The organism is Desulfomarina sp. (assembly GCF_054039375.1).
The window spans coordinates 1-12,044 of the sequence record NZ_JBPLBA010000241.1 but is presented as its reverse complement, the minus strand read 5'-3'; the positions used below and the strand labels follow the sequence as shown (position 1 = coordinate 12,044).

Here is a 12,044-nt window from a genome sequence, read left to right as displayed (position 1 = left end):
GATATTGAGGGCATTCATCGCCTCGGGACGGTTAAAGGTTATGACGGCGATATTTTCTTCCTTTTCCAGGATAATGTTCTCAAAAGTCATACTTCCCCCATCAGGCAGATTTTTTCTGTCGGCGAATGCCGTATTCACACAGTTTGCTCAGGGCTTTCACTCCCGAAATAAGCGATGGGAAAACCGGCAGTTCCTTACCCATCTCATCCATAATGACATTTTTGTACCTGTTGTAACCGACGATCATGCAGACAACCACCGGCTTGCCGACATCCTTGACAATCTTCTGGATAATTTTTTTCTGCACCGCCTCCTGGGTGTATTCAAACCCAGCCAGGATCAGAACGGCCGCATCGATATTGGCATCCCTGAACGCGTCCGGGAAAGTGGTTTCCAGGGTTCTGGTGAATCCGATCTTGGTGACACTGAAATAGAGATCCACCGGATTTGAAACCGGGGTATCAAACATGTCTTTTAATTTTTCCGTTGTCTCTTCCGTCAGCCTGGGCAGTTCAAGACCGTGACTTGCGCAGAGATCTGAGACATTGACACCCACACTGCCCGCGAGCGTAATCACCGCAATCCGATTACCCCTGGGCAGGGGCTGTGTTGAAAAAACCTTGGCAAAATCCTTGAGCTCGGTAAAATCATCGGCCATAATCATCCCGGTCTGCTTAACCGCCGCTTCCACAATCTTGGCATTACTCGCTATACTGCCGGTATGACTCATTGCCGCTTTTGCCCCAGCTTCGGTGCGTCCGCCGCTGAGAAAGATAACCGGTTTTTCCGCGGCAACCTTTTTCGCTATTCTTGTCAGGTTCCGCCCGTCACTGATAGTCTCCAGGTACATGGAAATGACATCCACATCATCCTGCCCGCCGAAATATTCAAGCAGATCATTTTCATTGACATCACATTTATTACCGATGGAACAGACCTGTTTGATGTTGAGGCTTTCATTTTCAACTATGTCTGAAGCCATACCCGCAGCGAGGAGTCCAGACTGACCAATGAGCACCACGTTGCCGTCGGGCACTTTTTTCGTCATGGGATAAATTGAAGTGACGATATTGCGGGAGACGATCCCGGAACAGTTGGGTCCCATGACCCTGATATTATTTTTCTTTGCGATCTCAACTATCTGCTCCTGGTAGACCTTGCCGTCACCGCCCATCTCAGCAAAACCCGCGGATTCTATGATAACGGCCTTTACGCCTTTCTCCGCACAGGCTTCCATGGTCATGACCGTCAGTTTCGGGGTTGGCAGAGCGGTGATCACCAGATCCACCTCTCCCGGAATCTCCAGGACAGATTTATAGACCTTGTAGCCCAGAATCTCATCCGACTTCGGGTTGACGGGATACACCTCACCGCTGAAGTCACTGCCTTTGATATTATTGACAATGACGTATCCCAGCTTTCCGGGAGTACCGCTGGCTCCGATTATTGCCACCGATTTCGGTTTAAAAAATAATTCCATCATAATATTACCGTCCTTATATTCATCGTGTCGCTATGCGCTGTTATGTTCGAATGGGTTATTTTTTTTGGAGGAATTTCTTCTCACGATGACAGGATTATCCTGGCATCAACCACCACTGCCCCATCCTTATAAGCAAAGACCGGATTCATATCAATTTCTTCAATTCCCGGAGTCGCGTCAACAAAGTCAGAAAGTTTCACCAGCATATCGCGCAGACATTCCACATCCGCAGGATCCTGTCCCCGGTACCCCTCCAGCAGTTTCTTCCCCTGGATCTCGGAAGTCATCTCCACCGCGTCATTTTTATCGATAGGAACAATTCTGAAGGATACATCTTTCAGGACCTCAACCAGAACTCCCCCCAGACCGAACATCACCACAGGACCGAAACTGGCATCATTGATCATGCCCATAATGATCTCCGTGCCCGGTTTGGCCATGGTCTGTACAGCAACGCCTTCAATATCCGCATCCGGCGCGTACGCCTTGCAGGAAGCCATGATGTCATCAAAGGCCTTTTCCACCTCTTCCTTTGAATTAAGATTCACTTTTACACCGCCGGCATCACTTTTATGACTGATATCAACCGAGGATACCTTCAAAACCACGGGGTATCCTGTTTTTTCGCACAGGTCCACAGCCTCTTCCCTGGAAGTGGCCAGTACTGTTTCCGTACAGTTTATCCCAGCCTCCGCCAGAATCTGCTTGGCCTCAATTTCGGTAAGGACCGTTCTTTTCTCTTCCCTGGCCTGACTCAAAATTCGAGCTGTTGTCATCTATCTTTCCTCACTTGAGTTATTATATTCCACCTGAATCCTGCACTTCAGAAGGATCCAAATCATCAGGCTGCAGTCAGGCCGCCATCCACATAGATGGTCTGGCCGGAAACAAAACCGGCAGCCTCGGACACCAGGTAAATAACCGCTCCCACCATATCTTCCGGCATACCGATTCGTCCCATGGGCACGGCAGCCGCGTACTTGGCTGCAAGGGCCGGATCCTTTGCGATATGGGCAGTTCCGGGAGTAATGACCAGGGCTGGGCCAAGGGCATTAACCCGAATCCCATGGGGAGCCCATTCCAGGGCCAGTGCCTTGGTGATCAGCTCAACTGCGCCCTTGGTGGCACAGTATCCGCTGTTTCCACCGGTATAACCGCGAATACCACGGACGGAAGAAAGATTGACAATGGCACCACCTTTCTGATCACGCATGACCCTGCCAATGGTTTTGCAGGCAATCATGGTCCCTTCCACATTAACCTTGAACAGTTTCTGCCAGTCTTCCACCGGGTACTCAAATGCGTCATGTTTGATATTCATCCCCATGGCATTGACAAGAATATCGATTCTGCCGTATTTTTCCCTCACCTTGTCGGCCAGATTCTGCACACTGGCCTCATCGGTCACATCACAGGCAATGGCAATGGCCTCATTGCCGGATTCTTCCGTGATCTTCCCGGCAACCTTGTCAATGGCATCCTGGTTTCTGCTGGAAACAACAACACTTGCCCCATGGATACCAAGACCCAGAGCCAGGGCTTCACCGATCCCACCGGCTCCGCCGGTTACAATCGCAATCTTTCCGTCTAATTTGAATATATCTTTCATTTTTTCTCCCCGGGTGGAAACCCGCCACCCCTTGCATGCGAAATTACATGTTATCTAAAAGCCACCCCATGGCCGAAAACAGTTTTTTCGATCGGCTTATGGAGTGACTATCGTTACCAGGACTTCGGCCGGTTTACCACCGTTAATCACCATATCTCGTTCTTCTCCGGGCGCGATATAAATGAGATCCCCTTCATTAAGAACATGTTTTTCCTCAGGACCACTGACAGTAATGGACCCCTTGACCACGTAATAAATTCTCTCCTTGGGAGAGGCGCTCATCTCCGCGCCACCATTGGGCTGAAAATAGGAATAACAGACGGTTGTCCGTTTAGACACCGCTTCTGTAATTTTCTGGAGTCCATATACTTCCGAGTGTTTCGCGGCATCATAAGGCGTACCTTCCGCATCTTTTACACTGATCATGACTGACCTCAAAAAAATTTCTGAAAATAGAAAGAGGAGACACGACAATCCAGTATCTCCCCCTGTTCATTACCCTGCAGGATTAAGTACTATCTCCCCGAGATTGACATCTTTGAATGTTTTAAACTCAACCTCCATGTCTTTGTACCCGTCAGCAGAAACGTTGAGCTGATAGCTTTTATTTTTTTCAAGCCCTTCAAATTCAAAATCGCCAAAAAGATCCGTGGTGGTTTCCAGATTCAACCCGTTTCCACTCAACTTTACAGTAACACCCTGGGCGCATTCTTCTTCCCTGTCGGAAAAGACAACCTCCCCCGTCACAAACCGCCTTGGGATTCCAATATACTTCACCAGGGGTGCCGTACCGAATTCCGGATGAAAATCTTCCACCTCAAGGGAAGCTGCAAGTTTTGCGATTTCACTGTTCGGATCGTCCAGGTCACCAAAAACCATGGCTCCGGTCGGACAGGACTCGACACAGCGGGGCTGCCTGACTCCCTCGTCCAGCCGATGGGCACACATTGTACATTTCTGCGGTATTTCTTTTTCCTCATTCCAGTAAATAACCCGGTAAGGACAGGCATTGACAATTCTTTCCTGGCCTCTGGCCTTTTCCGGATCAATGATAACGATACCGTCTTCCCTGCGGTATACAGCGCCATCCTTTGCCGCGTCTATACATGGCGCGGACTCGCAATGCATACATGGTGTGGGGATATAGGACAATTTCGGTTTGGGGTAGACACCCCGCTCTATTTCTTTTATCTGCAGCCAGAACTGGTCATTGAGTGGCTGGGCCGCCGAAAGGGGCAGGTAATCATTACCGTAATATTCATCCCGGCAGGCCAGAAAACAGTTATAGCAGCCGTTGCATTTGCTTACATCTATCAGTATGGAGTATCGTGACATTCTGTTAGCCCTCCCATTTTTCAATTTCAATCAGACACGAGTTGGGTGTCATTCCCGGAACATTTTTCGAGACCATCCGTGAAGGCGTAAGCATATTCACACAACCTCCGCGGTCCGGGGAATCGGCCTGCCCAGGAACCAGGGGATCATATTTGGCGGAAGAGGCATAGCTGTGAATAATACCCGGCCGAATACGCTCGGTGACCACCGCAATACAGAGGACCGAAGCCCTGTGATTATACAGTCTGACAATATCGCCGTTCTGTATGCCGCGTAAGCCTGCATCTTCAGGGCTGATTCTGGCCGGCCACCAGGCATAACCGTCTTTCTTGATACGATGTCCGGGAATATCATCCAGCCAGTCCGTATGCTTGTCGTAATGACAGTGGAAGGTGAACCGCGGATGGGGAGACATCAGCTGCAACGGATATTCCTTATACATCTCACTGTGATGACCTTCCCAGCTTGGAATATATTTCGGCGATACCGGCCGCTCCTCATCATCCGGGAAATTGGCTTTGAGACTCTCGGAGGAAAACTCTATCTTACCTGAGTAGGTCCCGAGTTCTTTCGCTTTTTCCGTGTTTCGTTTCGGGTTGTTTGTATCCGGGGTATCGCAGTCACGGCCTTCTGCGAACCAGCGAAGGGACGGGGTGGCTTTATAATCATCGGGAATATTGATGATATGATACCCTTTCCTGTTGAACTCTTCCCAGCTCACCAGCCCAGGCAGATCAGAAGACTCATAAAACGCCTTGACCCAGTCGAGTTCGGTCCGACCGTCGGTGAACTCCTCTTTCATACCGAGACGTTCCGCCAGCAGGGTCAGGATCTGGTAATCTGATTTTGATTCCCACAACGGCTCGATACATTTCTGCTGACGGACAACAATTCTATAATTACAGCCGCTGGAAGCATGGCAGGTATACCCGCCGCACGCTCCCCACTCGCCCACGTCATCCCGCTCAAAATTGGAACAGGCAGGGAGAATAATATCGGCCATCCGTGTCTCACTGTTGAACCAGATATCCTGGTTAACCACAAATTCAAGTTTCGGACTCTGGTACATTTTGACCCATTTGGTGGTATCGCTCATGGTGCCCATGAAAGAACCGCCATACCGATAGAACAACCTGATTTCAGGGTAGCCTTCCATGGGATACTCAAAATGAGTAAACTGCTGTTCCAGTGACTGGCCACAGAAGCCCTCTCCATACCAGCTGACCGGCGGATTAAGCACCGCATCTGGCAAGGTAAGTCGCCACAGTCTCTGCTTTGTGGGGTTCATGGGAACATATTTGGCGATATCCGCGGTAGAGACCCGCCCCTGGAGATCCGCATAGGCCGGAAACCAGTATTTGGTATCCGAAGGTGCGCCCATGGTGGTCCCCCAGATGGTGCGACCCGGCTTGCCGAGACCCTGCATACCCTGGAGCAGAACCATCATTCTCGCCCATTCCGTTCCATATGCCTGGCGGCACGCACCGCCCTCGCCGCCTCTAGCGCCACCTGAGAGAACAGTGCGTTTGGCTGCCCATTCCCTGGCCAGAGCTCTAATCACCCTGGCCTTGACACCGGACTCTTTTTCGGCCCATTCCGGAGTCTTGGCCTGGCCGTCGGTTTTGCCCAGCACATAGTCCTTGAATTCATCAAAGCCTACAGTTCTGTCCCGCACATATTCCTTGTCATAGATGTCTTCAGTGATCCAGACATGGGCAATGGCCATGGCAAGGCAGGTATCGGTTCCGATCCTCGGCGCGATCCATTTTCCGTCCATGACTCCGGCTGTGAAATTATAGAAAGGATCGATAAAAACCATCTTTACGCCCTTTTCTTTCAGCCATTGACGCCAGAGGGCTGAGTCCTGACCGGTATAGGTCCCCCTGGTCGTATCGGGATCGTTCGACCAGAGCACTATCATTTCCGCATTTTTCAGAGAATCCTCAAGAAGATCATACTGCTCCGGCATACCAAGCCGCCAGTAAAACCCGTATGTATGGGTGGCTCCCCAGTGCCATCCTTCCCAGCTGTCCGGATTATCCAGAACAGGAGTATATTCCAGCAGGTTCATAAAACGGGCAAACGGTCCCATCTTGTACCCGACAATTCCCCAGTTATGGTGAGAAGAAGTCATTCCACTGATGGCCGCACCGCCATAGGTATCCTTGACCCTTTTTATCTCTCCGGCAACAATGTCTAAAGCCTCATCCCAGGATATCCGCTCGTAGGGAGACTTACCTCTGTTCTGGGGATTTCTTTCCCCGTTCGGATCAAAATCGACCCGTTTCATGGGGTATTTTATCCGCTCTTCCGAATAGAGTCTGCGGCGATCCGCATGGACATAAGGAGCCACCGCGAATTTCCTGGGAGGAGAATATTTCTTTCCTCCAGCCTCAATGGTCCATGGCTTAAAATCCTTTTCATCGGCTACCAGCGGCCGCATTCGCGTAACTTTCCCATCCTTGACATAGACGCTGACAGGGCCGGCGTTTGTGCAATTGGTAAAAACCTGTTCACTCATTATATAACCTCCCGAAGTTGAGCTTCCTTTTCTTTAAATCCTTGACGACTTCGTGATTTCCTTTGTGTTACATGCAAATTGGTAAATGCTCTTAACAGAAGCTGCATTCATTGGCTCCGTGCAAAAAGACAGGTATAACCAAAGGCCAATCATACAACATATTGATTTACAACCTGTTTCAAGAAATTACCACCTTCCCGCCCAATGACTTCATTGTTATTTTTGTGCCATATACTGCAAATGCAATACCGACATATGCAACCATATTACACTGACCACCGAACATGTCAAGGTCATTTTACATGTAATCGAAAGAGCTCATCTGTTTTTTTATATTTTGTTTTCGGCATGTTACGTCAATAGTTCCACTTTCCACATCTCCGTATGGGTAAAAATTCTTGACAAGAATAGTTCAACACTCTATTAAGTTGCAACATACGGGACACGATTCACGCATTCGGAACAAAGGAAGGTAAAATTGAAAAACAGAAATCAACAACAGGAAAAACCGACCAACAGCTCATCGGCAGAAAAGGCGCTCAATATTCTCCTGGCCTTTACTCCATATAATAATGAAATGGGAACAACCGAACTGAGCAGAAAACTCGGCATCCACAAATCCACAACAAGCAGACTGATTAAACTCCTGGTTGCCACCAGTTTCCTGCAGCAGAATCCCATCACCAGAAAGTACATGCTGGGCCGGTCCGCTTTGAAAATCGGCACGGCCACCACCAGGTCAATTAACAGCAAACTGCTGGTCATAGCCCAGCCTTACCTGACCGAGCTCTCACAGATGATGGGAGAGAGTGTTGCCCTTGAGATGCTTTCGGGCACAAATGTTATCCTGGCTCTTCACGTGGAGGGCCCGAGCCATATCAGGTTTAACTTCCAGCAGGGAGAACAGGTGCCGATCAATGTTGCTGCCGGTGCCAAGGTGATCCTGTCCCACAGTGACCCGAAATTTCTTGAACTCTGCCTGCAGCAGAAATTCACAAGGTTCAATGAAAATACGATAGTCAACAGAAAAGACTACCTCAAACTATTAGAAGAAATAAGACAGACTGGAATCGCCTATGACAGAGGTGAACGGTATCGGGACACCCACGCCCTGGCCGCGGCAATACAGAGTCCGGACGGTGCACCGAAAGCTGCAGTGGTCATTGCAGGCCCGGCTTTTCGCATGACCGGCGAATTCCTGGAATCAGCCATTCCTGCCCTGCAGGAAACAGCCGATAAAATCTCGAATCATCTCTTCTGACAATTTTAAATATCAGCCGTAAGGCGGTGAATGACCAGGCAGGAAATAAGTGATATCATAAAACGCTTGCGAAGCCTTCCCTGGTTCGGCCTATGACTAACCGGAACAGATTGCAGTAAATTTTTGGTCACATAAGTGCTGTCATGATAAAAATTATTATGTAACTGCAGAATTATCTGCTAATATTGTGTAATTGCACTTAACCAGAACATGAAATGCCTCTGCACCTCTTTCGGAGAAGACACAATGAGAAAAATCAGGACCAAACTTTTACTTGCCTTTATTCTTATTTCACTGATTCCCCTTGTATCCATAGGCTGGTATGCCCTGAGCAATATCAGCAGTTCGTTGAAATCCTCAAGCACTGCAAAACTGAACGACAAGGTCCACCTGATTTCCTTTGAAATTGAAGATTTTCTGAAAAATGTCTCCAATGATCTTTTCTATCTCCGGGACTCAGTTACCCTGCGAACCCTGATAGGTGATATTTATTCTCCGTCCTCAAACGATGTGAATGTACTCCGGAAAAACCTCGCAAAAGATTTCCTCGCCTTCTCAAAACATAAAAAAATTTACCACCAGGTCCGCTTTCTTGACGCAAACGGAATGGAGGTCGTCAGGGTCGACCGAAACCAAGATGAAAGCGTCGTAGTGGCAAAAGACAGACTGCAGAACAAGAAAAAACGCTACTATTTTGCGGATACAGCGGAGCTGACCAATGGGCAGCTTATGATATCTCCACTTGATCTGAATCGCGAAAGAGGAAAAGTTGAGCAGCCACTCAAACCGGTCATCAGGTACGGCACTCCGATATATGACAAAAATAACCAGTTCCAGGGGATTGTCCTGTTCAACGTCATGGCTGATAAATTTTTAAAACTTGTTAGAGAAAAGAACAGGGGGTATGAACAGCTCTATTTTATTGATAATAAAGGGTTTTACTATTCACACCGAAACTCCCGGAAAGAATGGGGCAGCCAGGGCGATCTCAATACCGGAGAAAATTTCAAAACTGATTTTCCGGGTGCCGCACAGCGGATCATCAGCGCCCAGAATCCCAACACGATAATTCTGCAGGATAACCTCATCGCATCCGCACCCGTTTTTGTCGATAAGAAAAAATACACGCTCCTCGGCAATGTTGTTGAGGTCGTCCCCACCAGGGAAGTCTATCGGTCGGTGACAACATTCAGAAATATTTTCCTTGGGATAAGCGCGGTTGTCTTTATCGCCACCCTGTTTCTCGCCGTTGTCCTGGCAAAATCAATCACGGATCCGATAATTTACCTGACCAAAACCACAGAAGCTATGAGCAAGGGTAAACTGACCTCTTCGGTTGTTGTTGCCTCAAAAGATGAAACAAAACTGCTGGCGGAAGCAATCGAACGGTTAAGAAAATCCATGGTAATCCTGTTGAAACGGAAACAGAAATAACCCATGACAGACCCCGGCAACCAGCATAACTTGAATAATCTCTGGCCTGTCCAGGTATCACTGGTCAAGGAAACGGCTGAAGGGACCGAACCGACTTTAAAACGGCTGCATGCAGCATTTGTTGAAGAGTTCGGTCATGGTCCCGGTATTGATCTCATTGACTATTTTCTTGGTATCGCTGAAATCAGCAAGCTGGAACTGGGGGAATACCTTGAGTTTACAGGTGTCCCGAAACCCGCGGACTGCACCTCGGACAGTAGTCCTGCGGAAAGTGTGATCTGCAGCAGCTCTTCAACTGTCCTGCAGTTCCTTGAGGATTTTAAAAAAAAATACGGCGTACCTCCTTCGGAACACCTGACAAAACTGTACCTGGAGAAAACAACACCCTCCAGCACTTCCAGAACCGAATCCGGAAAAACAGGGAAACGAAATCAGCAGGATTTTGCCAGAAAGATCGCGGATACACCCCGACCTACTGTCCTCACTTTCAGAAAACAGTTCATCGAAGAATTTGGCTTTCCACCGACGGATGAAATCACAAAAGTATTTCTGGAAAGAATGCAGGATAAAAATCAGGAAGATGAAGTGTATTTCGCAAGAACAGGGGCAAACGGCTCTCTCTCCACAGTTCTCGAATTTCGACAGGCCTTCACAAAGACCTACGGCAAAACTCCTTCGGAAGATCTCATAAAAATATTCATCAGCAATTGCGCGTCAGTTCGTAAGCCTGCCTGATAGAAAGGAAGAACTCCATGCGTCGAAACTTGCCCTGTCTTTTCCGTCAAGTTCTTTTCGGAGAACCGAAAAAAGGGGTTGCACGTCTTCCTTTGCCAGCGCCCCGGGCCTGGACTGTATCTCTTCAAATGAATCCTCTATCAGGATCGAAGCAGCCGGACCGACAAGTTCAATAAGAACCTTTTCCAGGGAGACCAGCAAGTCGTTCTGTTCATCAGGAGCCAATATATTTTTTGAAATTTTCTGCTCTATCACCCCCGCAAGCATCAGTCTGCAGATATGTGTCAATACAGCCAGCTCCGACTTGCCCGACTTGCGCATAACCTGCTCTATGTTCCGCTCTCCATCCAGGAGCATGGCCACCTTGAGGTCACCGGCGCTCAGTCGTTCAACTTCCCCTATCCGGTCAAAATCGGCCTGAAAAATAGCGTTATCATCGGAAATTTTATCATTGATCACTGCAATATTCTTATGGACCTTCTCAAGGTAGGATAAAATTTCATTAGTATCAACATCAGGATCAGGTACATACTTGCCCGGCCCACCTTCCGTAAACCGGGTGGTGATATTCACCCATCTTACACATGCAGCCGCAGCATGCCTTCCCTGGAGTTTTTTTGTTTCAACCTGTTCTATAATCCCTTCATTGAGATAAAAGAAACCGCGATCATCGTACTTGTGAACTATTTCGAGAACGCCACTCTTTCCTTCAAAAACCAGCGGTTTCAAAACAGGCAACAGGGATTGATACATAAAAATACCTCTAAAATAGGGGGGCAACCACTCACAGGTTCAGACATTTACCGGCTCTTCAGTAAAGCCAGAGCCTGCCTGGCAGCAATCACCATGGGGGTTGATTAATCCTCTACAGGTTAATCTTGAGATTCCGGATCCAGAATCGTATTATCTATTAATCGTATTTTCCTGAGATTCACCGCCAGGGCCATCAGCGTTTTTCCCCTGACCTGCTGAACACCATCCAGTGTCAGAGGATCACAGATTGAAATATAATCAATACTGATATCAGGGAAAGAAGAGAGCACAGCCCTGGCCTCCCGCTCGATACGTTCCGAGTCAACAATACCATCACGCACCATTTCCCTGGCCCTGGCAAGCGCCCGCGAAAGACTCAACGCAGCGGGGCGCATGGATTCTTCAAGATAGGCATTCCTGGAACTCATGGCCAGACCATCCTTCTCCCGGACTATCGGTCCACCTATAATATCAATATCAAATTTAAGATCTTTCACCATCTGGCGGATTATCGCCAGTTGCTGAAAGTCTTTTTCACCAAAGACAGCCACGTGGGGTTTGACAATATTGAACAACTGGGTAACGACCGTTGCTATCCCTTTAAAAAATACAGGTCTTGACAGGCCACACAGGTGACCCGGCAGTTTGTCCAGTTCCACATAGGTCTGATACCCTTCAGGATACAGGCTGGAATCAGTCGGCACAAAAACAACATCAACACCCTCTTTTTCCGCCATCTCCAGATCCCTCTCCAGGGAACGTGGATAGGTGCTCAGATCCTCATTGGGCCCGAACTGGGCGGGATTGACAAAAATCGATAATACAAGATCATCACCCTTCTGCCGACCTATGCGCAGAAGAGAAAGATGTCCCTCATGCAGATACCCCATTGTCGGGACAAAACTGATGATAC

11 protein-coding genes are annotated in these 12,044 nt (G+C 48.4%); 3 read left to right on the top strand and 8 right to left on the bottom strand.

Annotated features, from left to right (window positions below; translation table 11 throughout):
- Positions 1-100: 100 nt before the first annotated feature.
- From ACXLDX_RS13435 to ACXLDX_RS13410, 6 genes are all read right to left on the bottom strand, one after another.
- Positions 101-1,483 (bottom strand): acetate--CoA ligase family protein, encoded by a 1,383-nt coding sequence (locus ACXLDX_RS13435; protein ID WP_457577702.1) that lies wholly within the window; start codon positions 1,481-1,483, stop codon positions 101-103.
- 80 nt (positions 1,484-1,563) lie between these two features.
- On the bottom strand, positions 1,564-2,259 hold the full coding sequence (locus ACXLDX_RS13430) for an acetate--CoA ligase family protein (RefSeq protein ID WP_457577701.1): 696 nt from the start codon (positions 2,257-2,259) through the stop codon (positions 1,564-1,566).
- Between the two features lie 65 nt (positions 2,260-2,324).
- Complete coding sequence (locus ACXLDX_RS13425) at positions 2,325-3,092, bottom strand: SDR family NAD(P)-dependent oxidoreductase (protein ID WP_457577700.1); 768 nt, start codon at positions 3,090-3,092, stop codon at positions 2,325-2,327.
- Between the two features lie 96 nt (positions 3,093-3,188).
- Entirely contained in the window at positions 3,189-3,518 is a 330-nt protein-coding gene (locus ACXLDX_RS13420) for a cupin domain-containing protein (protein WP_457577699.1), read from the bottom strand.
- Between the two features lie 69 nt (positions 3,519-3,587).
- Positions 3,588-4,427, bottom strand: coding sequence for a 4Fe-4S dicluster domain-containing protein (locus ACXLDX_RS13415; RefSeq protein ID WP_457577698.1), 840 nt, complete (start codon positions 4,425-4,427; stop codon positions 3,588-3,590).
- A 4-nt stretch (positions 4,428-4,431) separates the two neighbouring features.
- Complete coding sequence (locus ACXLDX_RS13410) at positions 4,432-6,948, bottom strand: molybdopterin-dependent oxidoreductase (RefSeq protein WP_457577697.1); 2,517 nt, start codon at positions 6,946-6,948, stop codon at positions 4,432-4,434.
- A gap of 478 nt (positions 6,949-7,426) precedes the next feature.
- Between ACXLDX_RS13410 and ACXLDX_RS13405 the strand changes: the two genes are divergently transcribed.
- The 3 genes from ACXLDX_RS13405 to ACXLDX_RS13395 all read left to right on the top strand — a co-directional run bounded on the left by ACXLDX_RS13405 (position 7,427) and on the right by ACXLDX_RS13395 (position 10,378).
- On the top strand, positions 7,427-8,209 hold the full coding sequence (locus ACXLDX_RS13405; RefSeq protein ID WP_457577696.1) for an IclR family transcriptional regulator: 783 nt from the start codon (positions 7,427-7,429) through the stop codon (positions 8,207-8,209).
- Between the two features lie 246 nt (positions 8,210-8,455).
- The gene (locus ACXLDX_RS13400; RefSeq protein WP_457577695.1) at positions 8,456-9,643 is read left to right on the top strand and encodes a HAMP domain-containing protein; all 1,188 of its coding nucleotides are present in this window, start codon (positions 8,456-8,458) and stop codon (positions 9,641-9,643) included.
- A gap of 3 nt (positions 9,644-9,646) precedes the next feature.
- On the top strand, positions 9,647-10,378 hold the full coding sequence (locus ACXLDX_RS13395) for a hypothetical protein (RefSeq protein ID WP_457577694.1): 732 nt from the start codon (positions 9,647-9,649) through the stop codon (positions 10,376-10,378).
- Here ACXLDX_RS13395 and ACXLDX_RS13390 read toward each other — a convergent pair.
- Entirely contained in the window at positions 10,358-11,131 is a 774-nt protein-coding gene (locus ACXLDX_RS13390; RefSeq protein WP_457577693.1) for a DUF8082 domain-containing protein, read from the bottom strand. The genes ACXLDX_RS13395 and ACXLDX_RS13390 overlap by 21 nt on opposite strands.
- A gap of 119 nt (positions 11,132-11,250) precedes the next feature.
- Complete coding sequence (gene panC / locus ACXLDX_RS13385; RefSeq protein WP_457577692.1) at positions 11,251-12,042, bottom strand: pantoate--beta-alanine ligase; 792 nt, start codon at positions 12,040-12,042, stop codon at positions 11,251-11,253.
- Positions 12,043-12,044: the final 2 nt, after the last annotated feature.